Raw genomic sequence first — 24,087 nt, forward strand, 5'->3', positions numbered from 1 at the left:
ACTTAACTCATTAATAATTCCCACTCGGTCATTAAATCCTCCAACTGCTGTTTTTTCTGTTCGTATTCCTTGTAAAAAGCATCGTTCTGTACGCCTTGTCCCATCTGCTCATTCATCGCTTTAAGCTCTTCTTCAAGAGCGGTAATGTTCTTCTCTATCTTGTTGAGCTTATTCTGAATGGCTTTCTGCTGTTTCTGCTCCTCAAACGAGAGTTTTTCTTCTTTCTGCGGTTCTTTTTCTACCTGCACAGGAGTGCTTTTGCTCTGCTGTTCTATCTCTCTAAAATTAACGGCAGCACGTTGTTCGAGGAAGAAATCAATGTCCCCAAGATATTCTTTCAGATGTTTATTCTTAAACTCGTATACCTTATCGGTAAGCCCTTGCAAGAAATCGCGGTCGTGCGACACAATGATGAGCGTCCCTTCAAATTGCTGTAAGGCTTGTTTGAGTACGTTCTTCGATTTGATATCCAAGTGGTTCGTAGGCTCGTCCATCACCATTACGTTAAAGTCCGAAAGGAGCATCTTTGCCAATGCCAAACGGTTGCGCTCCCCTCCCGAAAGCACTTTCACTTTCTTGTCTACCTCATCGCCACGGAAGAGAAAAGCCCCAAGTATGTCGCGTATTTTAGTGCGATTGCTGTCGTTAGCTGCATTAAACATCGTATCAAGCACGGTGAGTTCTCCATCTAAGTAGTCGGCTTGGTTCTGAGCAAAGTAAGCCAACTGTACATTGTGCCCCAGCCTGATAGTTCCTTCATAGGGTATTTCGCCCACTATCATCTTGGCGAGGGTCGTTTTCCCCTGTCCGTTTTGTCCCACAAAAGCTACTTTGCTGCCTCGTTCTATAAGCAAACTCACGTGGCTGAGCACCTCTTTTTCACCATAACTTTTCGATACATCGTCTATTTCCAGCACTACCTTCCCTGGCGTTACCGATACGGGGAAACGCACGTTCATCACCGCATTGTCTTCCTCGTCTACCTCTATGCGCTCTATCTTGTCCAACTTCTTGATAAGCGACTGTGCCATTGAGGCTTTGGTAGCTTTGGCGCGGAATTTTTCGATGAGCTTTTCAGTGTGTTGTATCTTCTTTTCTTGGTTCTTTTGTGAGGCGAGTTGCAGTTCGCGCATCTCTTTTCTCAGTTCCAAAAACTGAGTGTAAGGCTTCGGGTAATCGTATATTTTGCCTACCGAAATCTCAATCGTCCGATTGGTCACATTGTCTAAAAACATTCTGTCGTGCGACACAATTACCACCGCCCCGCTATAAGTAGAGAGGAACTGTTCTAGCCAAATAATCGACTCTATATCCAAGTGGTTCGTAGGCTCGTCCAATAGCAATATATCGTTGTTCTGCAACAGCAGTTTTGCCAATTCTATACGCATACGCCACCCACCCGAAAAACTATCGGTGAGCTTGTCGAAATCACTCCGCTGAAAGCCCAACCCCAATAGCACTTTCTCGGTTTCACCTTGGTATTGGTATCCTCCTATAAGGTCGAAACGATGCGTATAGTCGCTGAGTTTATCAAGCAAATCGTGGTACGCCTCGCTCTCGTAATCAGTGCGGGTTTCTATCTGGTGATGAATATCGTCCAACTGACGTTCCAAAGCCTTAATCTCAGTAAATGCCTGATAGGCTTCTTCTAAAATGGTACGTCCTTTCACAAAATCAATATCCTGTTTCAGAAATCCGATGCGTACATCTTTATCGGTAGCAATGCCTCCGGTATCGGGTTTAAGTTCGCGTGAAAGCAATTTGAGCATCGTCGATTTCCCCGCTCCGTTCTTGCCAATAAGCCCCACACGGTCGCCCGCATTGAGCATAAAAGCAACGTCCTCAAAGAGGTACTCGCCCTGAAAAGAAACAGATAGGTTGTGAACGTTCAGCATATGATATTCGTTATTTCGGGCGCAAAAGTACAAAACTATAAGTAATTAGCAATAAATAATGCCTAATTATTAGGTAAAATCAGTACAACCCTTCGCAAAAAATCCCCAATCACTAAAATCAAATCTCAAAATTCACAGCATTTTCCACTGCCTTACCTTCACCCACCGCTCATTATCTCTTCATTCATCAGCCTCTTTTTCTCCGACTTTCCGTCACCACATTCCCTTTTTTCCGTCATACTTCCCCTAGTGCCTATGGCCTAAGGCCTAGTGCCTTTTCCCTTTCTTTCGCCTCGAAACCCCGATTTTAACATTTTTAGCGCTGTTGTATTATATTATCAATCAATTATTTATACACCCTTTCTATACCAATCGTCCAAGATTCGTATAAGCTTCCTATAAGCTCTCTATAAGCTACCCCCACCCTCCTCATAGCATTTTTTCACCAAAATTTTTCTTAGTCTCCTTATGAAATTTTCCGTTTTCTTCCGAAAACTCAGCTATGTCACTTTTAGGGGTATACACTTTGCCAAAGTTTGAAACTTTGGCAAAGTTGAATAAACTGACAATCTTTTCGCTGTCATTTATTGTAGCTCGCGCCCCATTTCCTAATTCTCTAATTCTCTAATTCTCTCATTTCCTAATTCTCCCATTTTCTCATTTCCAAATTTCCAAATTTTCTCATTTTCCAAATTTGTCTATTTGCTAATTATTCTATACTTTTGTCCGATAAATAAGCGCAGATGTTAAACAGAATTTACCAATATATCACCACTCATAAACTCGCAACCTTCTCATTCTTCACCGCTTGGGCGCTCATTGCCATTTATGGTTTGAGTCAATTGCGGTTTGAAGAGGATATCACCAAAGTACTCCCTCAAAACGATAAGACGAACCTCACTTCCAAGGTACTTAAGCAACTCAATTTCGCCGATAAAATCTCGGTAATGGTAACAGCCGAAAAAGGCGGAACACTCACCGATATGCAGACAGTTGCCGAAAATCTGCAAGATACGCTCAACGCTTCTATGACGAAGTATATCACCAGTATTCAGGGGATTATAAACGAAGAAGAGATAGACGAGACTTGGCAGTTTGTAAACGACCACCTACCTCTTTTTCTAAACGATGAAGATTACGCTTATTTAGAACGCCGTTTAGCCCCCGATAGTCTCAAATCAATGGTGGAGAGTCAGTACAAAACGATGCTCACTCCTGCGGGTATGGTGGCACAACAGTTTATCCGTAAAGACCCTTTTGGTCTCACTTTTCGCGGTTTGCGCAAACTTCAAGAGCTCAATACAGGTAACGATTTTAAGATTGCCAATGGTTTCCTCACTACTAACGACGAGCAGCATATCCTCTTCTTTATTAACCCTAAGTACGATGGCAACGACAGTGAGCACAATGCCGCTTTCGTCGCAAGTTTAGATAAGTTGCAAGACCATCTCAACGCTCAGTATCAAGGAAAAGTGCGCGTAGATTTTTTTGGGGCTCCCTTTATCTCGGTGAGTAATGCCTCTCAAATCAAAACCGATATCCTCACCACAGTACTCATTTCACTATCAGCACTTTATTTATTGCTTGTCTTCTTTTATCGAAGTGTCTATATCCCGTTTATTGCCTTTATCCCTTCAGCTTTTGGGGTGCTCTCCGCTTTGGCAACACTCTATGTGCTCAAAGGTAGTATTTCGGCAATTTCTATCAGTTTAGGAGCGGTACTCTTAGGAGTTACTATCGACTATTCGCTGCATATCCTCACTCATTACAAGGTAGCTAAAAACACCGCCGAGTTGTACCGTGCTGTAACCGTGCCTATCTTGCTCAGCAGTATCACTACCGCCATTTCCTTCCTCTGCTTGCTCTTTGTGCATTCTGAGGTGATGCAAGATTTAGGCGTGTTTGCTTTCGTGGGCATAATGGTATCAGCCATATTGTCGTTGGTGCTCGTGCCTCATTTTTATCGTGGCAATCGCACTATCGAGGTGCGCAAAACCTTTTTAGACCGTATAGGGGCTTATCCATTTCATCACAACAAGTGGGTAGTAGGGGCTTGCTTACTGCTGATAGCGGTGAGTTGTTTTACTTTTCATAATGTCCGTTTCAATGGCGATATTGCCAATATCAACTATATAAACGAACGTTATAAGGCAGCCGAACATCAATTAGAGAACATCACCGATAGTGAATACAAATCACTTTACGCTGCTGCTTATGGCAACTCTTTAGAGGAAGCCTTAGAGCGCAATTATACACTATATCAGCAGTTACAAAGTTATAAAGCACACGATAGTATCAAGCAATTCAGTTCTATCGGGGGATTGTATTGCCTAAAAAAGAACAAGAAGCGCGTTTACAACGATGGAAAGATTTTTGGAATGCCGAAAGACAGCAATTTCTAAAACAACAACTGATAGGAAAAGGAAATGAGGTCGGTTTTAAAGAAGAAACCTACGCACCTTTCTACCAAAGTATAGCAGGTGATTTTGAAGTGATAAAAAACCTTGATACTTATAAAACTCTTTCAGCTATTCCGTTAGAAGATTTTATCACCGAAAAAGAAGGTTTTTATACTATTGCCAATCTCGTAAAACTCACTGTTGCCGAGCGTGACCCTTTTATCCATTCAGTAGAAAAACACACGCCTACTGTTGTTATCGACCGCAAGAACCTAAGTGAAACGTTTTTAGGCAAACTCAAAGATGATATATTGCTGTTAGTAAACTATTCGTCTATCGCTATTTTCCTCATACTGCTCTTGTTCTTTAAGCGGATAGAGTTGGTGTTACTCACCCTTATCCCTATTGGTGTTACAGGGATAGTTACGTCCGCTTTAATGAACTTTTTTGGCATAGAGTTCAATGTGTTTAGTATGATTGTCTGCACTTTGGTATTAGGACATTCGGTAGATTTTAGTATTTTTATGACTTGTGCACTGCAAAAAGACTATACCGATGGTAAAAATGAACTTCCTGTGTACAAAGTGTCAGTACTTTTGGCGTCTATTACTACCTTTTTGGCTATCGGTACGCTTATTTTCGCCAAACACCCTGCCTTAAAGTCAATTGCATCGGTATCGGTGATAGGTATTTTCACTGCTTTGACAATAACTTTTGTATTTTACCCTACGATATTTAAGTTTTGTATCTTCCGCCGTCCTGATAAGGGTCGTTCCCCAGTGAGTTTGCGTCTTTTATTGCAATCCATACTGCTAACTACCTATTATGCACTATCGTCTATAATTCTCTCCAATATAGGTTGGCTACTTGCTAAAATAACTCCTAAACACACTATGTGGCTCAGACGTTTGGCTACTTCGCTCACTACTTCAGTGCTTTATGCCGATCCTTTTGTGCGTAAAAAGGTAGAGAACCCACACCATATACAGCTTACAACTCCTTCGGTAGTGATTGCCAATCATACCTCGTGGCTTGATACTTTGGCAATAGGGCTTTTCACACATCGCGTTAGTTATATGGTAAATGATTGGGTGTATAACTCGGTAGTATTTGGACGTTATGTGCAGGCAATGGGCTTCTTTCCAGCCTCTGAAGGTATAGAAAAAGGAATGCCCTTATTCGAAAAGAATTTGAAAAATGGTATTTCAGTAATGATTTTCCCAGAAGGCAAACGCTCTGATACTAACCAAATACACCGTTTTCACAAAGGTGCTTTCCTGATAGCCGAACATTTCCAAACGCCTCTCGTGCCCGTGTATATTCACGGTTGTTCGGAAGTGCAACCTAAAGGCGATGTGATTATCTACGATGGTGCTATTACGGTAGTAGTAGGCGACCCTATAACACCTGATGATGAACGTTTTGGCAACACTCCGCGCGAACGAGCCAAACAGATAGGTGCTTTCTACCGCCAGCAATTCCTCGCTTTGCGCAAGCGATTGGAAGGAGTAGATTACCTAAAGAAGAAACTGTTTTTAAACTATTTATACAAGGAAAATTACGTAGTGAATGCTGTAAAAGGAGATTACCAGCAGCATCGCGAACACTATCACGAACTCGTGCATTCATTACCCGAAAAAACGCGTATTTTGCATATCACCAATGATTATGGTCAGTTAGATTTTTTGTTATTGCTCACTTATCCTGAACGTGAAATGGTATCCGTTATCACCGATGACGAGAAGCGCGCCATTGCACAGCATAGTTACCTCACCAAAATTCGTAAAATACAATACGTGAAAGAGCGTCCAGAGGGAGATTTTGAAATAGTACTTGAAGGGAGAGAAGTCGTAATAGGATAAGGAAGTAGCACTTAATTAGGTTGAAAGATAAGGCTTATTCGAACCTAAGACGAAGGTAAAGCGAAGCTAAGATGAAGGAGAAGGTGTTGGCGAAGTTAATTGGTAAATTTTAAGTGATATTCTTTTGATAAAATTATGGTTAGTAGTCTTTTTCAAGTATGAAACCTTAAAATTATACTAAAATAAGGAAATAAAGTAAAATTCATACTATAAATATTTGCACTTGCTATAAAAAATGAAGACTTTTGCCGACAGAATAATTTAAAAATACGTACATAACGATGGAAGAAAAAGAAATATTAGACAATGAGGAGATATTCTCAAAAGTTTTAAGAGCAGGCAGACGCACCTATTTTTTTGATGTGAGAGCAACGCGCGCTAATGATTATTACTTGACTATTACTGAAAGTAAGAAGTTTACTCACGATGATGGCTCATTTCACTACAAAAAGCACAAAATCTATCTGTATAAAGAGGATTTTGAAATGTTTAAAGATATTTTAAACGAAATGACTAACTATGTTTTTGATGAAAAAGGAGAGGAAGTAATTTCTGAACGTCATCAAAAAGACTTTAAAAAGAACTATTACAATGAACGATTGGAAGGCGTAAGCAATAGTAATGGTGTTTACAAAGACCTTGATTTTGAAGACCTATAGCTAAAAAACTAATAAGGTAAAACTTCACTCATCTGTTTGTAATAGAGTGATGACATAATAGGCTATTGGGTAAAGTTCATTTTATGGCGTGGGTGGTATTTCACCAAAGCTTCCCTCAAATATGACTTCTCTACGTGTACGTATATTTCTGTGGTAGTAATATTCTCGTGACCTAACATCATCTGTATGGCACGCAGATTCGCACCGTTCTCCAATAGGTGTGTCGCAAAAGAATGTCTGAAAGTATGTGGGCTAATGGTCTTCTGTAATCCTATGTTTTCAGCTACTTGTCTTACAATAGTAAATATCATTGCGCGAGTAAGTTGTTTTCCTCTTCTGTTTAGGAAAACGTAATCTTCGTGACCTTTTGCTATCTTTAATTGTTTGCGCTGGTTATTGATATAATTGTTAATTTGTTTCTGCGTATAGCTTTCAATAGGCACTAAGCGCTGTTTGCTACCCTTCCCCATTACTCTAATGAAATCTTCTTCAAAAAACAAGTCGGATAGACGGAGAGAGACCAATTCCGACACTCGCAATCCACAACCGTAAAGCGTTTCTATAATAGCTTTATTACGATGCCCCTCATCGGTGCTGAGGTCTATGGAGGCGAGCATAGCATCTATTTCTTTTAAGGAAAGTGTATCGGGGAGTTTTACACCTATTTTAGGGCTGTCGATAAGGCTCATAGGGAAGTCTTCACGTCCTTTCTCAGAAATCATAAACTTAAAAAAACTCTTTAAAGCCGATATGAGTCGGGCTTGTGAACGTGCATTGAGTTCTTTGGAGACTTCGTATACGAACTGGCGCAAGGTATCTACTTGAATAGTATCGGGGGGTTCAGTGATATTGTATTTTTCCAAATACCCTATGAGTTTCTCAATATCTAAGCCATAAGACACAACAGTATTCTGCGATAAACCACGTTGTAATCGCAAATAATTCTGATAATCGGTATTTACTTTACGCCACACGTTTTTAGGTAAAAGATAAGAGGTAAAAGGTAAAACCAGCGATAGCTGGAAATGTGAGTAAAAGGTGTGTTATTTATCAATTGATAATTTTTCGCTGTCGTTATAATGCTTTTTATCGATGATAGTACCCTTGGAAAGCACTATAAGTCCAGGATTAGAACGTATCATTGTTTTGAGGGTAGTAGCATCGTTATAATAAAAGTTGAAATTGAGTTCGTATTTCTTTACAATATAAGGAGCTTTCTCCATTTGTGAGGTAAGACCTATCACGGTATATCCGTTTTTAAGAGCTTTATCGGTTACTGTTTTGATTGCCTTAAAAGCCTCTTGGTTAGCAAGGTCAAGGCGATAAGAAACTACCATCAAGAGCTTTTCTTCTGCCATAAATTGTGGCAAATAGTCTGTTTCTCTATCTTTATCTTGAATATAAAAATCGTGTATAGGAGGCAATTCGGTAGTAGAGGTAGAGCTTACATATTCACCATCTACTTTTGGGAAACTTGCATCTTTAGTTACAATCACTTTTTCTTTGCCGTTTACTTTGAAAGTCCAATAATAAGTAACGGCATTGGGTGGTAATTCCATACCTTTGGGGATATTTGTTCCTATCTTATATGGACGAAAATCTTTTATGGGTAAGTGATTGTAGACGTAATATACAAAGCATATGCAGAAAAGCACAGAGATTACTGTAATTAATAAAGGTAAATTGCCTTTGGTAATGGGTTGTACATATTTTTGCCCCCAAAAGACGATGAGAGCTAAAACTAATAGTACCATATCTTTGGTAAACGATTGCCAAGGTGTAAATTTGATAGCATCACCAAAACAACCACAATCAGTTACTTTGTGAAAATAAGCCGAATAGAAGGTAAGGAAGCCGAAGAATACTAACATAGCCAGCAAAAGCCACAAAGTGAGCTTCTTTTTATAGCCTACCAATAAGGTTACCCCCAAAACTACTTCGAAAATACATACCAAAATGGCAAAAGTTAAAGTGTATGGTACAAAAAAGGGCATATTGAGCACATCGGGAGCAAAATAGTCCTCCAATTTAAATGAAAAACCCATAGGGTCATTGAGTTTTATCATTCCACTGATGATAAAAGTAACGCCTAATAATATGCGACAAAGCTGGATAAGATATTTCATATAAGTTGTTATTTAGTTGTTATGTTGATTGTTTAAATGTATGAGAGCAAACACTGCATAGTTTATCATATCTTGATAATTAGCATCAATGCCTTCACTAACTAATGTTTTTCCTTTATTATCTTCAATTTGTTTTACACGCAAGAGCTTTTGCAGGATAAGGTCGGTAAGAGAGCTCACCCGCATTTCGCGCCACACCTCGCCATAATCGTGGTTTTTAGCTTCCATAAGGGAGCGTGCTTCGGCAACTTTGGCGTCGTATAGAGCCGTTGCCTCTTCGAGACTAAGGTCGGGTTGGGTAGCTACTCCTTTGTCTATTTGAATAAGAGCCATCAGGGCATAGTTGATGATGCCTATAAACTCGGCTGTCTCGTCTTCATCGATTTTATGCTCGGTATTCTCTTGTAGCCCTCGAATGCGTTGTGCTTTGATGAGAATCTGGTCAGTAAGAGAAGGGAGGCGCAAGATACGCCAGGCACAGCCATAGTCTTTCATCTTGTTGATAAAGAGCGTACGGCATTGTTCAATAACCGTGTTATATTGTTTAAGAGTGTTCATTTTAATTAGGTGACAGGTAATGAAAGTGCAAAGGTACGAAGTAATTAGCAAATGGACAAATTTGGAAATTTGGAAATGAGAAAATGGGAGAATTAGAAAATGAGAAAATTTGGGAATGAGGTAAATACCAATAATGCCAATAATATCAAACAATCAACTTTGCCAAAGTTTCAAACTAAGGTTGTAAGGAACATTTTTAACTATCTGAATAAGAATACATTTTTGAAGGATCTCCTCCGCAATGGATTACAATTTCTTTAATTATTTCATCTTGTAAACCATAACAAAATCGCCTTTTAGGGATTTTATAGCCTTTCAATCCTTCTTCTTTTATGTATGTCAATAGTAATATTGATGCTATTAATATCACATACATCATTACTTGTATGCCATTGAGATTTCTTGAAAAGAAATGTTTAAAGTTAAGCTTTTGCTTTATAAAACGAAAATACTGCTCTATCTTCCAACGATTTCTATAAATTCCGGCTATTTGCTCATCACTAAAATCATCGGTTAAGTTACTTAAAAACAGTATCTTCTCTTCTTTAATTTCTCCTCTCTTCTCATCCTTCTTTAGCAGTCTACCCTCTATCAAATCTGTCTTTCATTCCTCTGTCGAACACTGCTATATCTTCCTTATTAGCAGTATGTTCCTTGAGAATATCACCAAGTGCTAAATCTTCACTTATCATTTCTTGCTGGTGATGAATTTTACACTTGAATGGTAAGTTTGAAAATCCTATGGTGAATTTTAAGCTTAGCTTTCCTTGCTCATCTTTTTTATTCTTCTGTCCATTTTGCATTCCTAAATGGAGTAGTTTGGATGAGATACTCACTATTGTAGAATCATAACTACTTATTTTAGAAGTAATTCCTTCTTCTAAAAAAGGTGCATACTTCTTTACGCAATAAGCAAAAAGTCTTTCAAAGAAAACTACATTTATTTTAGCAATCCTTTCTGCAATGCTACTGTGTGATATGACTTTAGTAAGTGATATCTTAGCAATCATTTTAAAGAAATTCGTGATATAAAAGTTTTCAAAGGTTCTTAGACTAGCTCTATCATCTGTCAAAGTACCGAAAATTAGTAACTTAAATATTTCTATTCCTTTAAGTTTTTTGCTATATTTATCGACTCCTGTTTCTTTTACAAGAAATTCTAACTCTTTATCTTCTATCTTAGAAAAGATATTTGAAATTCTTTTTCTATTCTTTATTATAGTGGTCATAACTTTTTTTTTGCAAAGATAATACTTACACAGTATTCCTACAAAAAAACATAGTTAAAAATCAGTACTTTATAAATCTTCCTTACAGTTTTGGTTTCAAATCTTTGGCAAAGTGTGTGCCACTAAAAGTGACACATCGGAGCTATCGGAAGGAAACGGAGAAGAACGGAAGAGGGCTGAGAAGAATTTTGATGAAAAAAGGCTATGAGAAGGGTGGGGGTAGCTTATAGAGAGCTTATAGGAAGCTTATACGAATCTTGGACGATTGGTATAGGAAGAGTATATAAGTAGTTGATTCATAATATGATACAGCGAGTATAAAAATGGTAAAAATGGGGTTTCGAGGCGAAAGAAAGAGGAAGAGGTGATAGGCCTTAGGCCATAGGCACTAGGGGGGGAGTATGACGGAAAAAAGGGAATGTGGTGACGGAAAAAATAATGAAACATCCCCCTAGCCCCCTTCAAAGGGGGAGTGTAGCGACTGAAAAATGATGAAAACTTCTTTATATTCAGAAGCTCCGCTCTGGCGGGGCACATACCCAGCTGTCGCTGGCTATCTTCAAAGGGGGAATGGGGTGACGGAAAGGCGAAGAAATGAGGAATGACAGGGGGACAAATGACGAGTGATAAATGACGAATAACAGATTTTTGAATGAACAATACATAGAGATAAAAGGAAGATAACTTGCGAGAGTTATTAGAGGAAGGAGATGTACGGGCAGTTGTTGGACGAGGCTGATGGGGCGGAGAAGAAGGACGGGATAGATAGGATAGACAAGATGAAGTGAGCGGACAAGGTGGATAAGGCAGAGCAATTGGACGTTTCTGACGACTAAAATTAACCCCTTATAACTAAAAATTAACTGCTAAATATTGCTTTTCGTCGATAAAATAAGGCTTTTCGTCGATTATTTTTGCGGACTCCGGCTGTATTGCACTACCTTTGTCGCAACTAAATGACAAAAAGTTGCTTAAAAACTAAAAACGATGAAAAGAACTTTGTACATATCTCTTTTGTGTCTCTGTCCTTTGTTAGCAGGGGCTCAAGCGAAACAATGGTCGCTGGCTGACTGTATCAACTATGCGGTACAGAACAATATTTCTGTAAAGAAGACGGAACTGAACCAGCAGACGGCTGAAATCAATTACAGTCAGGCGAAGAGCAACCGCTTGCCTACGGTAAGTGGCTCGGCTTCGGCAAACCAGAATTACGGTTCGGCAATCAATCAGATTTCTAACGAGCGGGTGTCGCGCCGTACGTTCTCCAACAACTTTGGGGTATCGGCATCTATGCCACTCTATCAGGGCAATAAACTGAACCTACAAGTAGACCGCAGTAAGTTATTGCTCGAACAGAATGAACTGTACGTGCAAGAGGCGAAAAATAACATCACTTTGAGTGTGCTTGAAGCCTATCTGCAAGCCCTTTACAGCTATGAGGGCATAGAGGTAGCTAAGAATACGGCACGCTCTTCGGGTGAGGAACTCAAGCAAGCACAGGGAAAGTTTGCCAATGGGTCTATTGCTAAACTGAGTTTAGCTGAGATAGAAACGCGTCACGCCAACAACGAGTATGCTATTATCAAAGCAGAAAATGAATACGAAAGTAGGGTACTGACCCTCAAACAACTGTTGGAGCTTCCTCCTAATAGTGATTTCGCTATTGCGCTCGACCTTCCCGCAGATGATGAAACAGCGATTATCCCTAATAAAGATGTGGTATTTGCGGAAGCCAAACAAAAGCTTCCCAATCTAAAAATCTATCAATCACAACAAAAGATAGCCGAAAAGGATATCAAGATAGCCAAAGCGGGCTATGCCCCTACTCTATCGCTACAAGCAGGGGTAAATACAGGATATTCAAACTTCAACGATTTGAGCTATCGCACGCAGTTGGACAGCAATTTCGGTCAAACCATAGGAGCATCGCTCAATATTCCTATCTTTTCGCAGTTCAGAAATAAGAACAATGTGAAACTGGCTAAGGTTACCCAACAGCAAGCGGTGCTCGACGAACAACAAGCGGAAAAAGACCTCTATACCAAAATAGAAACCGCTTGGCAGAATGCTACCACTTACCAAGCACAACAAGCAGCTTCGCGCACGGCTCGTGACAATGCTAAATTGGCATACGATTTGGCAGTAAAAAAGCACGAATTCGGTGGACTTACCAATACCGAGCTTCTCGTAAGCGAAAACGCTTACCTCAACGTGGAACAAACCTATTTGCAAAATAAGTATATGCAGGCGCTGTATGTACAGTTGCTGAAGTTTTATATGGGAGTCCTCCTCCTAACCCCCTCCCAAGGAGGGGGAATGTAGCGATGCTCATCTTTCTAAAAACTAATCTATAAAATATTGTCTAACAAATAATGACTAAAAACTAACAACTAAATACAATGAAAAAGCACATTAAGAAAATCATCATTATCGTACTATTAGCCGTAGTGGCTTTTGGGGTGTATCACTTCTTTATGAAGGAAAAACCTACTTTTATCGTCTTGCAAACCGATAAGGTAACCGAAGGTGACGTTACTACCGAAGTAACTGCTACTGGTAGCGTACAGCCAGTGGACGAGGTGGAAGTAGGTACCCAAGTATCGGGATTGGTAAGCAAGATTTACGTAGATTACAACAGCCAAGTGAAGAAAGGACAGCTACTGGCGGAACTCGACAAGACGAACCTACAAGAAATGGTTGTAAATGCTACTGCCAATTACCAATCGGCACTCAACGAACTGAATTACTACCGTCAGAATTACGAACGACAACAGAAAATGTACAATGCCCAAGTGATTAGCAAATCGGACTACGAGCAGGCATTGTATCAGTTCAACAACGCGAAAACAAATGTAGCACAACGCCTTACGACCCTCAATCAAGCAAAAACCAATTTGGGGTATGCCAATATCTATTCGCCTATCGATGGGATTATCCTCAGCAAAGAGGTAGAAGAAGGGCAAACGGTAGCCGCCTCGATGAGTGCGCCTACACTTTTTAAGATAGCCAAAGACATCAAGCGTATGCAGGTGGAAGCCGATGTAGACGAAGCCGATATAGGACAAGTGAAAGTAGGGCAACGTGTGAGCTTTACCGTAGATGCTTACCCCCAAGAGGAGTTTTCGGGGAAGGTAACCCAAGTGCGTCTATCACCTACTACGACTTCGAACGTGGTGACCTATACGGTGATAGTAGAGGCTGAAAACCCCGACGAGAAGCTCAAACCTGGGCTTACTGCGACCATCGCTATCTATACTAATGAGCTGAAAGGCGTAACCATAGTGCCTGCAAAAGCGATGAATTTCACCCCAGACATCGACCTACTGATGCAGTACTACGCTCAGAAAGGCATTAACGCCCCCACTCCAAAAGCAGAACGTTCCCGCGGTAAAAACAAACACGTGTGGGTGGTAAACACCGACGGTAGTCTTGCCCAAAAAGCGATAACCATAGGCAGTAATGATGGTATCAACGTGCAAGTAGTAAGCGGACTCAGTGTTGGAGAGAAAGTAGCTACCAACCTGCAAAGCAATCGCCCTCAAGTAGCAGAAGGTGACAAAAATAACGACGACAGCGGTAGTCCGTTTATGCCTAAACGCCCTCGTCGTGATAACTCAAAAGCTAAATAAATGAAAAAAGCAATCATCGACATACGCGATATGAAACGCGAGTTTAAGATGGACAACGAAATCGTTCACGCCCTGAAAGGCATTAACCTCACTATTCACGAGGGGGAGTTCGTAACCATTATGGGACCCAGTGGGTCGGGTAAATCAACCTTATTGAACATATTAGGTTGTTTAGACCGTCCGTCGTCAGGCGATTACATTTTGGACGGCATCTCGGTGAAAGATATGAGCAAGAACGAACTCGCAACGGTACGCAACACCAAGATAGGATTTATCTTTCAGTCGTACAACCTTTTGGCGCGTACCTCAGCTATCGAGAATGTAGAGCTCCCTTTGATGTACAACTCTAAAATCTCGGCTAAAGAACGTCGCGAGCGCGCTATTGAAGCTCTCATCAGCGTAGGTTTGGAAAGCCGATTGAACCACTTGCCCAGCGAGCTGTCGGGGGGACAGCAGCAGCGGGTAGCCATTGCGCGTTCCTTAGTGAACCACCCGGTGATACTTCTTGCCGATGAGGCTACCGGTAACCTTGACACTAAAACCTCTTATGAGGTAATGGAGCTTTTCCAACGCCTTAACGACCAAGGTAGTACCATAGGCTTTGTAACCCACGAGAACGACATCGCCCTTTTCAGCAAGCGCACGGTTGTACTCAAAGACGGACATATCATCAGTGATAAGGAAGTAACCGATAGACTGAATGCAAAGGAAGAACTGGCACAATTACGAATGACAAGTGATGAATGACAAAATACGAATGACGCAGATTGAATCTTTTTTAATTAAAAATTTGCAGGTTAAAAAAAATGTACTACTTTTGTAAAAATAACAGATGTTATATTACATATGTTATAACAAAGTTTTATGCCGAAATCAACAATAATAACGCAAGAAGTAATTATAGGAACCGCTTTTGAAATGGTGCGAAAAGAAGGCTTTGCAGTGCTTTCAGCCCGAAATATTGCCAAGCAAATAGGTTGTTCCACTCAGCCCATCTATTGGTGCTATAAAAATATGGATGACCTTAAAGCTGAAATCTGCAAAAAAGCACTGCCCTTCCTGCAAAGTGTAGTGCTCAGTTACTCAAAAACAGGTAATACTCTTTTAGATTTAGGACTGGGGTATGTGCGGATGGCACACACCGAACCCGCCTTATTCAAGGCTTTTTATATGGATAATGTTACCAATGTAAAACTTACTGACATTTTTCCCGAAAGTGAGCGAGTTGTAGAAATAATGAAAAATAGCGAGGAATGCCAAAACCTACCTGATGAAGAGCTGAAGAATGACATTGCTAAAGGTTGGATGTTGGCACACGGTATCGCCTCATTGGTTGCAGTTGGTATGCTTGTTTACGACGAAGATAAAATTTTAGAAATATTAAAATAAACCTACCTTGAATATGAGAACCAATAAAAAAACACTACGCAATGTAATCCTATTTAGCTTGGTAGCCATCTCTTGCGGATGGATAGGCGTTGGGGTAAACCAGATACTTGGTGAGCCTTCTAATTTAGAGTCACTAGGGTCGTTGATTTTTATTGCTACACCTATTGTGTGTATGATTTTGCTCCGCCTTTTCGGTGGCGATGGTTGGAAAGATTTCTCTTTAAAACCTCGTTTCAAGCAAAACACTCGCTGGTATATCTTTGCTATTGTAGTCTATCCCGTGGTTGTTGGTATAACACTGTTTGTTGGCAAGCTATTAGGTTGGGTAGATGTGAGCAAGTTTAGTATTGCTGCCTATCTCCCTGTTTTTGCTACTGCTTTCTTACCCATTTTTATCAAAAATATCTTAGAAGAGACGGCTTTTCGGGGGTATCTTACAGTGAAAATGGAACAACTCACCAAAAACGAATGGGTGATTTATGTAGTGGTGGCATTCGTCTGCCAAATATGGCACCTGCCATACAATCTCATATTCTTAGACGATGCTTATCAGGCAACCTTTTTCTCTTATAGCAAAGTGTTATTTGTTTTCGTGAGTTTTGTGGTTATTGCTGTTTGGACAATAATGTACACCGAAATTTTCTTTCTCTCGCGTTCACTTTTATTGGTAGTTTTGATGCACTCAATGAAAGACGCTCTTAACCCTCTCATTTCAGAAGGATTTACTGTTATTTCACCCGATAAAACACTTTTAGTATCCCCTCTTTTTGGTCTTATTCCAACATTGATATATTTGGCTATAGGCTTGTATTTAAGAAGAATACGCAAAAGTAAAGAGTGTCTTCATTCATAATGAATAAATCGTATAAACTAAAATTTCAATAATATGAGTTCAAACACTGAAAACCCTGTAAATGTTGCTTCTTGGGATAAGATTTTCCCTAAAAGCGATAAAGTTGAACACAAAAAAGTGTCATTCAAAAACCGCTATGGTATCACCCTTATTGGCCACTTGTATTTCCCAAAGAACAGCGAAGATAAAAAACTTGCTGCCCTTGCTGTTTGCGGTGGGTTTGGAGCTGTAAAAGAACAAGCCTCAGGATTTTACGCCCAAACGATGGCTGAAAGAGGCTTTGTAACCTTAGCTTTCGACCCTTCTTATACGGGAGAAAGTGGTGGAGAACCTCGCAATGTAGCATCACCTGATATCAATACCGAAGACTTTTCGGCTGCGGTAGATTGCTTAGGAACTCAACCTTTTGTAGATAGAGAAAAAATAGGAATCATCGGTATTTGTGGTTGGGGAGGCTTTGCACTGAATGCTACGGCTATTGATACACGTATTAAGGCAGTGGCAACGATGGTAATGTACGATATGTCGCGTGTTTTTAGCAAAGGCTATTTTGATGCCAATACGCCCGAAATGCGTTTGGAAATGAAGCGTTCACTCAATGCTATCCGTTGGAAAGATGCCGAGACAGGAACCCCTACTCCAGGTTACCCTATGCCCGATACCCCTTCCGATAAAGTTCCTGAATTCTTGAATGATTATATTGAGTTTTACAAAACGCCACGAGGGTTCCACGAGCGTTCAGTTTCTAATCACGTTTGGACAGCTACTACACTGCTTTCATTTATGAATTTCCCTCTGTTAGCCTATGCGAACGAAATAGAAGTGCCAACCCTTATGATTGCAGGAGAAAATGCTCATTCGCGCTATATGAGTGAAGATGCCTATAAGTTAATTGGAAGCGAGAAAAAAGAACTGTTGATTGTTCCTAATGCACGTCACACCGATTTTTACGACAATCAAGCTGGAGTAATTCCGTTTGATAAGTTAGAAGCGTTTTTTAGTGAGAATCTTCAATAAAATAAAGTATAAAAACAAGTCGCAAGCTAATTTTACTGAAAGAGAGAGGTAAAAGTAAGAAGAACTTAAAATAACTTTATCCCGCTTTGTTTTTGATACATTATGAGGTCTGCTGGCAAATAGTAAAAGGCGAGTACAAAACGCGTATCATAGGAGAACCTTTCTAGTCTCACAGAATTTGCTAATCTGCTAATTTTCTAATTCACTAATTAATATTATGAATATACAAAACCTTTTTAAAATAGCGTGGCGTGCCCTCTTGCTCAACAAAACAAGGGCGATGCTTACAATGTTGGGCATCATCATCGGGGTGGGCTCAGTCATTACAATGCTTGCCATTGGAGAAGGCTCTAAAAAGAGCATCAAGGAGAATATCTCTAAAATGGGTACTAATATGCTCAATATCCGTCCAGGTGCGGGTATGATGGGTGGTGTGCGTATGAGTATGAGCGATATGCAATCGCTGAAAATGACAGATTACGAAGCCCTCAAAAAAGAAGGTACCCTACTGAAATATGTATCGCCGGTAGTCAGTGGCAACGGACAAAGTATAGCTGGTGGTAATAACTGGCCTACCTCTATCTACGGAGTGAATACCGAATATTTGCCCATACGGGAGTGGAGTGTGGCTGAGGGGAGTATGTTTGGCGAAGATGAAATTACTAACTTTGCCAAAGTAGCCGTGATAGGGCAAACGGTGGCTAAGAACCTCTTCACTAATGGCGAAAACCCTATTGGGCAAACCATACGCTTTAAGAATATCCCTTTTAAAGTGATTGGTATCCTTACCAAAAAAGGTGAAAGCAACTTTGGTCAAGACCAAGACGATGTGATTATTGCCCCTTATACTACGGTACAAAAGCGTATTTTGGCGCAAACGTTCTTGCAAAGTATTGTGGCTTCGGTTATAGATGAAAGTCAGTCGGAGAATGCAGTAAACCAAGTAAAGAAAATTTTGGAGCGCACGCATAACCTTTCGGCTACACAAGAGAATGATTTCAATGTGTTTTCGCAACAAGAACTTATCAGTACGTTTAGCTCTACCAGCGAGATGCTCACTATTTTATTGGTAGCTATTGCCAGCATTTCGCTCATCGTGGGCGGTATAGGCATTATGAACATTATGTACGTATCAGTAAAAGAGCGCACTAAGGAAATAGGCTTGCGTATGGCTATTGGGGCTAAGGGCAAGGATATCTTGGCGCAATTCCTCATCGAGTCGGTGCTTATTAGCATCACTGGGGGGTATTAGGGGTAGTGATTGGTTTATTAGCCACCGTAGGCGTATCGCTGTTTATAGGTTGGCCAGTGAGTATCACCTTGTATTCTATTGTAATATCATTTTTAGTATGTACCATTACAGGGGTATTCTTCGGTTGGTATCCTGCCCGAAAAGCAGCCGAGTTAGAACCTATTAGCGCCCTTAGATACGAATAATGCGAGCCGCACAGGCAATTAGAAATAATAAAAACAGATGAATATAACTTTACCTCCTTATGCTACAACAGAAGACCTGCAAAAATGTATGGTTATTGTTAGAGAAATATTAGATAGCAAAGCCATTACTATTAATGATGAGCAGTGCCAAACTATAGCTTTAGAAGTTATGGGTATCTCTTATGCCAAAGGAGGAGACTATTCTTCTGAAATCTTCAAGAGTTTTGCAGAAAGTTATTTAAAAATAATATCAAAGTATAAAGAATGAAATTTTTAACACACATAGCTGCTTGGGCAGTGGTTTGTATTTTGCCTGCCCTTATTTTTATCTCCGAAGGCAATCACCGATTTGAGGAGGCACTTTACCGTTCGCTCATATCATTGCCTTTCTTGATGTTTTTGTTCTACATCAGTTTCTATTGGCTTATTGATAAACTGTGGTTTAAAAAACGATATATACTTTTTATATTGGTAGCAGTGGCACTCATTTTATGTATTTCGTACAGCAAATATGAGCTTTTTTCGTACTTTAATCCCCGCAAAGATGGACGTAGGATGCCTCCTTTCCACGCTTTTGTCTATTTTGATTTCCTTTCAAACCTATTGCCGGTAGTCTTTGCAATGGCAATACGCTATGCACAACGCAACTTTTCTTTGGAAATCGCTCAGAAAGAAGCCCAAGCGCACAAACTACAAGCCGACCTTACCCAACTGAAATACCAACTTCAACCGCATTTCTTTTTCAATGCGCTCAACAATATCTATTCGCTTATAGAGTTTGACTCTCAAAAGGCACAACAGAGCGTGCATAGCCTTAGCAAGCTGATGCGTCACTTTATGCAAAACAGTGACCAAAAGCAAATTAGCCTTGCAGAGGAAGTAGATTTCTTGCAACAGTACATCAGCTTAATGCAGTTGCGCCTGACTGATAAAACTACTGTACGGGTAGATTTCCCGAAGCAAGTACCCCCACTCACCATAGCGCCTTTGCTGTTTATCAGCTTGGTGGAAAACGCTTTTAAGCACGGCGTATCGGCGACTGAGGTAACAGAATTGTCGTTTAGCTTGAGAGTGGTAGAGAATAAGGTAATATTTAGAAGTGAGAACACTATAATTCCTAAACAAGAAAGTTTGTATAACTCAGGTATTGGCATTGAAAACTTAAAGAAACGCCTAACACTTCTTTATCCTAAAAAACATCAATACAACATCGAAGAAAAAAACGGAGAATACATTGCTCAATTGACAATTGAGAATTGACAATTGACAAATGTGAGGTTTTTAGACCAAAGGCAAGAAATTTTTTAAAAAAGAAGTACTTTCGATGTAAGGAGAGTGTAGCTTACGCTACAGAAATCTTACAAATCAAACAAATAAGTAGCAAGCTACCTGAAAGTCTCGAACTGACCTATACTTCATAATTTTGCGCAGTTGCTCTGCGGGGCGTATGACGGACTTTTAACAAACCTTAAGCGGAACTACAGTGGTTTTATAGTGGGTCTACAGTGGCTCTACAGTGGCTCTACAGTGGCTCTACAATGAAGACTAACCGAAGATTAATGGAATACTAACTGAATACTGATTGGACTTATAGTGCTATTATCTGCTCATATCACTGGTTCTACTGGTTAGATTTGTTGTACTTAAAATAAGTAACAACTTAAATCAAAGGCTCGAAATTTTCTTAAAAAAAAGAAATACACCTGGCGGTACAGAAATTGGAACAGATTTAATTGATTTTCACATAATTTATATAGCATAAGCTATATTTCCTCTTTTGGTGTGTTTGGTCTGTGGTTTTAGTAGGCACTTTTTGGTAATACAGCATTATTTTCGTATCTTTGCCCCAAAATAATAATAGCTAACAATTGTGGAAACCAAAATATCAGTTATCGGAGGAGGAAGTTGGGCGACGGCTCTGATTAAGATTTTTACCGCCAATATCGACCAAGTGTGTTGGTATATGCGCAATGAACAGGCTATTGAGCACATCAAAGCGACCAAACACAACCCTAACTACCTTAGCGATGTACATTTAAACATCAGCAAGCTACACCTCACTAACGACATCAACAAGGCGGTAGCTTTTAGCGATTATGTCGTCTTTTCTATCCCTTCAGCTTTCTTGAGTGACGAATTAGAAAAACTCACCGAACCGCTATCTAATAAAAATATATTTTCTGCTATCAAAGGTATCGAACCTAAGAGCGGACTTATAGTAGGTGAATATTTCAACAAAATACATCACGTGCCTTATGCACAGATAGGCGTTATAGCAGGTCCTTGCCACGCCGAAGAGGTAGCTCTCGAACGTCTGTCGTACCTCACTATTGCCTGTCTCGACGAGGAAAAAGCGCGTTTTATGGCTGAAGCTATGAAACGCCATTATGTGAAGACCAAAATATCCGACGATGTGGTAGGTATTGAATACGCTGCTATGCTGAAGAACATCTATGCCCTTGCTGCGGGTATTGCACACGGATTGGGCTATGGCGATAACTTCCAAAGTGTGTTGATGAGCAACGCCATTCGCGAGATGCGACGCTACATCAAGCATATTTACAAAATCAAACGCAATATTAACAACTCCGCTTATTTAGGTGATTTACTCGTAACCGCCTACTCGCTTTTTAGTCGCAACCGTATGTTCGGCACAATGATAGGTAAAGGCTATACTGTAAAGAGTACAATGGCTGAAATGAATATGGTAGCCGAAGGCTATTACGCCACCAAAAGCGCTTACCTCATTAACAAAAATCAAGAAAAACCCAGTCGCACTCCCATACTCGATGCCGTCTACAAAGTGTTATACGAAGGTAAAAGAGCCAATGTAGCGTTTGCAGAACTGACAGGAGAACTGGATTAGAGGATTAGAAAATGAGAAAATTAGAGAATGAGGAAATGAGAAAATGAGAAAATGAGAAAATTAGAGAATGAGAAAATTTGCTAATTAACTTTATGTTCACAGGAATTATAGAAGAAATAGGTAAAATCGTGCAGATAGAACGCGAAGAGGCGAATCTGCATTTATACGTAAAAAGTTCGTTTACAAATGAACTAAAAATAGACCAAAGTGTTGCCCATAATGGGGTATGCCTTACGGTAGTGGCTATCGATGGCGATGTATACCAAGTAACCGCTATTGCCGAAACTCTTGCCAAAACCCACTTGGGCAGTTTGCAAGTAGGTGATGCGGTAAACTTAGAGCGCGGTATGCTTCTCAACACGCGCTTAGACGGACATATCGTGCAAGGTCACATCGACCAAACGGGCACTTGTAGTGCTATCCAAAAAGAAGCAGGTAGCACCCGTTTTACTTTTGAGTACGACCCCTCTACTGGCAATGTGGTAATTGAAAAAGGCTCTATTACTGTGAATGGTGTAAGCCTAACGGTAATAGATGCGACTTCCCATAGTTTTAGTGTAGCAGTAATCCCCTATACTTTAGCACATACCAATCTGCAATACTTACAAATAGGTAGTGTTGTAAATTTAGAATTCGATGTGATTGGTAAATATGTCGCCCGACTTATGCAACGGTAAGGCGTTGTAAAATAAGAGAACGTACTTCTTCGCGTAAGGACTCTTTATCGTCAAGGGTTTTGCCTTGGGTAGGAATAGAGCGCAATATATCTACTCGCATTGTGCCCATACTGCCGGCAAAGAAGCGGAAGGGGAAGCGTTTTTTAGTATCGTAGAATACCATTGGCACTATGGGAATTTGGCATTCTATCGCAATGCGAAAAGCACCATCTTTAAAACTATCGAGGACTATACTTTCATCATCGGGGACACCTCCTTCGGGGAAAATACAAATGCTCAGCCCTGCCTTTATTCTCTCCATCGCTTGGGCATAAACCTCCTTCCTACTCTTCGGACTCTTTCTATCTACCATTATGGCAACACGTTTGTAGAAATAACCAAACAATAGCGTCTTGCTCAGTTCCTTCTTCCCTACAAATACAAACGGATTTTTACTACAGTAGAACATCAGCATTATGTCCATCATACTGTAATGATTGGCGACTAGCATATAGCTATGGCGGTCGTTAGGCACGGTATATTCCCTGTGTATTTTCGGTAAAAAGCCCATACCATACAATATAGGCGTTGCCCATAAGTTCCGGGCTACCCAATAAAATGAGCGATACCATTCTGCCCGTGCTGTAAGAATAAACAACAAGGGTAACCACAGGAGAATAAGAATGAGTACAAGCAAGTAAAACCAGCTCTTCCACAAGAGCCAAAAGGTGTATTTCAGGAATTTCATTTAATGTAATCTTACTATTATCCAGTAAAAGCAAATATATTACTGATTTCTACATATATAAACCTCAACATCACCGCTTAACGCTCTCTTTTTGCAATGTAAAAGTATCGTTAAAACAGTAATAAAGTTTTGTTAAAATCGATTTTTTCTTTGGTAATTCAAAAATTTGCCGTACCTTTGTCAGCGCAATGAGGGTGGTAGCTCATTGTAAAACTTCAAATAATAGTTTTCATAATTTAAAGTTTTGGTTGGTTAATGGAAAAGTCCGATATTATTATCGGACTTTTTTTCTTATACAGACCACCATAGCTTCCAAGGAATCATCGAGAGCAAGCACACCAGTGCAATACCGTAAAACAAGGCTATTTTTCCGTACATCTTGCGCACTTCTGTCTGTTTTTTAAGTTTTATCCAGCCCACAGTAATCAGCGTTACTGCTATGATGTTCATCATAGGGTGCTCCACTAATAATTGGCGCAATAAGCTGTCTTTCATCACCACTTTAGCCCCCTCACTCCACATCTGCAAACGAGGGGTAGTTACATAGACTAATAAGCCTAATAATAATTGAATATGAGAGAATACCAGAGCAAACAAACTCAAGCGGAGGTCTTTTATTCCAAAGTATTTTCTTTTGCCAAAAAATCCCATAAGCGCATTGATAACTGCTATGATAAGCACTGCCAATACTAAATAAGCACATAGTGAATGTGTCTGTTTAATTAGTTGATACATAATATTCTTTATAAATTTGCGGGCAAAAA

19 protein-coding genes and 2 pseudogenes are annotated in these 24,087 nt (G+C 40.0%); 13 read left to right on the forward strand and 8 right to left on the reverse strand.

Translation table 11 applies throughout. The features are described 5' to 3' along the window. Positions 1-2: 2 nt before the first annotated feature. Positions 3-1,895: an ABC-F family ATP-binding cassette domain-containing protein gene (locus AM608_RS05415; RefSeq protein WP_053581013.1), complete on the reverse strand. Its 1,893-nt coding sequence runs from the start codon at positions 1,893-1,895 to the stop codon at positions 3-5. Between the two features lie 743 nt (positions 1,896-2,638). Here AM608_RS05415 and AM608_RS05420 point away from each other — a divergent pair. Both AM608_RS05420 and AM608_RS05425 read left to right on the forward strand, forming a co-directional pair. Further along, positions 2,639-6,156 (forward strand): annotated as a pseudogene (locus AM608_RS05420) (efflux RND transporter permease subunit). A gap of 281 nt (positions 6,157-6,437) precedes the next feature. After that, positions 6,438-6,815 (forward strand): PUR family DNA/RNA-binding protein, encoded by a 378-nt coding sequence (locus AM608_RS05425; protein ID WP_009410371.1) that lies wholly within the window; start codon positions 6,438-6,440, stop codon positions 6,813-6,815. A gap of 62 nt (positions 6,816-6,877) precedes the next feature. Here AM608_RS05425 and xerD read toward each other — a convergent pair whose 3' ends face one another. From xerD to AM608_RS05450, 5 genes are all read right to left on the reverse strand, one after another. After that, the gene (xerD, locus tag AM608_RS05430; RefSeq protein ID WP_009410370.1) at positions 6,878-7,789 is read right to left on the reverse strand and encodes a site-specific tyrosine recombinase XerD; all 912 of its coding nucleotides are present in this window, start codon (positions 7,787-7,789) and stop codon (positions 6,878-6,880) included. A 69-nt stretch (positions 7,790-7,858) separates the two neighbouring features. Further along, positions 7,859-8,941: a BT_3928 family protein gene (locus tag AM608_RS05435; protein WP_053581014.1), complete on the reverse strand. Its 1,083-nt coding sequence runs from the start codon at positions 8,939-8,941 to the stop codon at positions 7,859-7,861. Between the two features lie 12 nt (positions 8,942-8,953). Beyond that, on the reverse strand, positions 8,954-9,499 hold the full coding sequence (locus AM608_RS05440) for a DUF1599 domain-containing protein (protein ID WP_009419216.1): 546 nt from the start codon (positions 9,497-9,499) through the stop codon (positions 8,954-8,956). A gap of 196 nt (positions 9,500-9,695) precedes the next feature. Then, positions 9,696-10,094 carry a transposase gene (locus tag AM608_RS05445; protein WP_053581015.1) on the reverse strand — a complete coding sequence of 133 codons (399 nt, stop codon included), beginning with the start codon at positions 10,092-10,094 and terminating at the stop codon, positions 9,696-9,698. After that, entirely contained in the window at positions 10,081-10,728 is a 648-nt protein-coding gene (locus AM608_RS05450; protein WP_053581016.1) for a hypothetical protein, read from the reverse strand. The genes AM608_RS05445 and AM608_RS05450 overlap by 14 nt, the downstream gene beginning before the upstream one ends. Positions 10,729-11,715: 987 nt before the next feature. Between AM608_RS05450 and AM608_RS05455 the strand changes: the two genes are divergently transcribed. From AM608_RS05455 to AM608_RS05505, 11 genes and pseudogenes are all read left to right on the forward strand, one after another. Beyond that, the gene (locus AM608_RS05455; RefSeq protein ID WP_053581017.1) at positions 11,716-13,050 is read left to right on the forward strand and encodes a TolC family protein; all 1,335 of its coding nucleotides are present in this window, start codon (positions 11,716-11,718) and stop codon (positions 13,048-13,050) included. 77 nt (positions 13,051-13,127) lie between these two features. Beyond that, entirely contained in the window at positions 13,128-14,357 is a 1,230-nt protein-coding gene (locus tag AM608_RS05460) for an efflux RND transporter periplasmic adaptor subunit (protein ID WP_053581018.1), read from the forward strand. Continuing rightward, entirely contained in the window at positions 14,358-15,104 is a 747-nt protein-coding gene (locus AM608_RS05465; protein ID WP_053581019.1) for an ABC transporter ATP-binding protein, read from the forward strand. Between the two features lie 117 nt (positions 15,105-15,221). After that, positions 15,222-15,746: a TetR/AcrR family transcriptional regulator gene (locus AM608_RS05470; protein ID WP_053581020.1), complete on the forward strand. Its 525-nt coding sequence runs from the start codon at positions 15,222-15,224 to the stop codon at positions 15,744-15,746. A 13-nt stretch (positions 15,747-15,759) separates the two neighbouring features. Then, on the forward strand, positions 15,760-16,599 hold the full coding sequence (locus tag AM608_RS05475) for a type II CAAX prenyl endopeptidase Rce1 family protein (RefSeq protein ID WP_053581021.1): 840 nt from the start codon (positions 15,760-15,762) through the stop codon (positions 16,597-16,599). 33 nt (positions 16,600-16,632) lie between these two features. Beyond that, positions 16,633-17,616 (forward strand): alpha/beta hydrolase, encoded by a 984-nt coding sequence (locus tag AM608_RS05480; RefSeq protein WP_053581022.1) that lies wholly within the window; start codon positions 16,633-16,635, stop codon positions 17,614-17,616. 217 nt (positions 17,617-17,833) lie between these two features. Then, positions 17,834-19,053: pseudogene (locus AM608_RS05485) on the forward strand (ABC transporter permease). 37 nt (positions 19,054-19,090) lie between these two features. Further along, the gene (locus AM608_RS05490; protein WP_053581023.1) at positions 19,091-19,321 is read left to right on the forward strand and encodes a hypothetical protein; all 231 of its coding nucleotides are present in this window, start codon (positions 19,091-19,093) and stop codon (positions 19,319-19,321) included. After that, on the forward strand, positions 19,318-20,313 hold the full coding sequence (locus tag AM608_RS05495) for a sensor histidine kinase (RefSeq protein ID WP_053581024.1): 996 nt from the start codon (positions 19,318-19,320) through the stop codon (positions 20,311-20,313). The genes AM608_RS05490 and AM608_RS05495 overlap by 4 nt, the downstream gene beginning before the upstream one ends. Before the next feature lie 610 nt (positions 20,314-20,923). After that, positions 20,924-21,919, forward strand: coding sequence for an NAD(P)H-dependent glycerol-3-phosphate dehydrogenase (locus AM608_RS05500; RefSeq protein ID WP_053581025.1), 996 nt, complete (start codon positions 20,924-20,926; stop codon positions 21,917-21,919). Between the two features lie 92 nt (positions 21,920-22,011). Then, a complete protein-coding gene (locus AM608_RS05505) occupies positions 22,012-22,596 on the forward strand; it encodes a riboflavin synthase (protein WP_048747356.1) in 585 nt (194 codons plus the stop codon). Here the strand turns inward: AM608_RS05505 and AM608_RS05510 are convergent. Beyond that, positions 22,583-23,323 carry a 1-acyl-sn-glycerol-3-phosphate acyltransferase gene (locus tag AM608_RS05510; RefSeq protein WP_053581026.1) on the reverse strand — a complete coding sequence of 247 codons (741 nt, stop codon included), beginning with the start codon at positions 23,321-23,323 and terminating at the stop codon, positions 22,583-22,585. The genes AM608_RS05505 and AM608_RS05510 overlap by 14 nt on opposite strands. A 291-nt stretch (positions 23,324-23,614) precedes the next feature. Beyond that, entirely contained in the window at positions 23,615-24,058 is a 444-nt protein-coding gene (locus AM608_RS05515; protein WP_053581027.1) for a hypothetical protein, read from the reverse strand. Between the last annotated feature and the right edge of the window lie 29 nt (positions 24,059-24,087).

Source organism: Capnocytophaga sp. oral taxon 323, from assembly GCF_001278825.1.
Lineage (GTDB): Bacteria > Bacteroidota > Bacteroidia > Flavobacteriales > Flavobacteriaceae > Capnocytophaga > Capnocytophaga ochracea.

Excerpts from the sequence above, each read along its gene's own strand:
- AM608_RS05490 (WP_053581023.1), top strand. The coding sequence starts at position 19,091 with ATGAATATAACTTTACCTCCTTATGCTACAACAGAAGACCTGCAAAAA.
- AM608_RS05515 (WP_053581027.1), bottom strand. The coding sequence starts at position 24,058 with ATGTATCAACTAATTAAACAGACACATTCACTATGTGCTTATTTAGTA.
- AM608_RS05480 (WP_053581022.1), top strand. The coding sequence starts at position 16,633 with ATGAGTTCAAACACTGAAAACCCTGTAAATGTTGCTTCTTGGGATAAG.
- AM608_RS05425 (WP_009410371.1), top strand. The coding sequence starts at position 6,438 with ATGGAAGAAAAAGAAATATTAGACAATGAGGAGATATTCTCAAAAGTT.
- AM608_RS05465 (WP_053581019.1), top strand. The coding sequence starts at position 14,358 with ATGAAAAAAGCAATCATCGACATACGCGATATGAAACGCGAGTTTAAG.
- AM608_RS05415 (WP_053581013.1), bottom strand. The coding sequence starts at position 1,895 with ATGCTGAACGTTCACAACCTATCTGTTTCTTTTCAGGGCGAGTACCTC.
- AM608_RS05460 (WP_053581018.1), top strand. The coding sequence starts at position 13,128 with ATGAAAAAGCACATTAAGAAAATCATCATTATCGTACTATTAGCCGTA.
- AM608_RS05510 (WP_053581026.1), bottom strand. The coding sequence starts at position 23,323 with ATGAAATTCCTGAAATACACCTTTTGGCTCTTGTGGAAGAGCTGGTTT.
- AM608_RS05505 (WP_048747356.1), top strand. The coding sequence starts at position 22,012 with ATGTTCACAGGAATTATAGAAGAAATAGGTAAAATCGTGCAGATAGAA.
- AM608_RS05455 (WP_053581017.1), top strand. The coding sequence starts at position 11,716 with ATGAAAAGAACTTTGTACATATCTCTTTTGTGTCTCTGTCCTTTGTTA.
- AM608_RS05475 (WP_053581021.1), top strand. The coding sequence starts at position 15,760 with ATGAGAACCAATAAAAAAACACTACGCAATGTAATCCTATTTAGCTTG.
- AM608_RS05470 (WP_053581020.1), top strand. The coding sequence starts at position 15,222 with ATGCCGAAATCAACAATAATAACGCAAGAAGTAATTATAGGAACCGCT.
- AM608_RS05495 (WP_053581024.1), top strand. The coding sequence starts at position 19,318 with ATGAAATTTTTAACACACATAGCTGCTTGGGCAGTGGTTTGTATTTTG.
- AM608_RS05435 (WP_053581014.1), bottom strand. The coding sequence starts at position 8,941 with ATGAAATATCTTATCCAGCTTTGTCGCATATTATTAGGCGTTACTTTT.
- AM608_RS05440 (WP_009419216.1), bottom strand. The coding sequence starts at position 9,499 with ATGAACACTCTTAAACAATATAACACGGTTATTGAACAATGCCGTACG.
- AM608_RS05450 (WP_053581016.1), bottom strand. The coding sequence starts at position 10,728 with ATGACCACTATAATAAAGAATAGAAAAAGAATTTCAAATATCTTTTCT.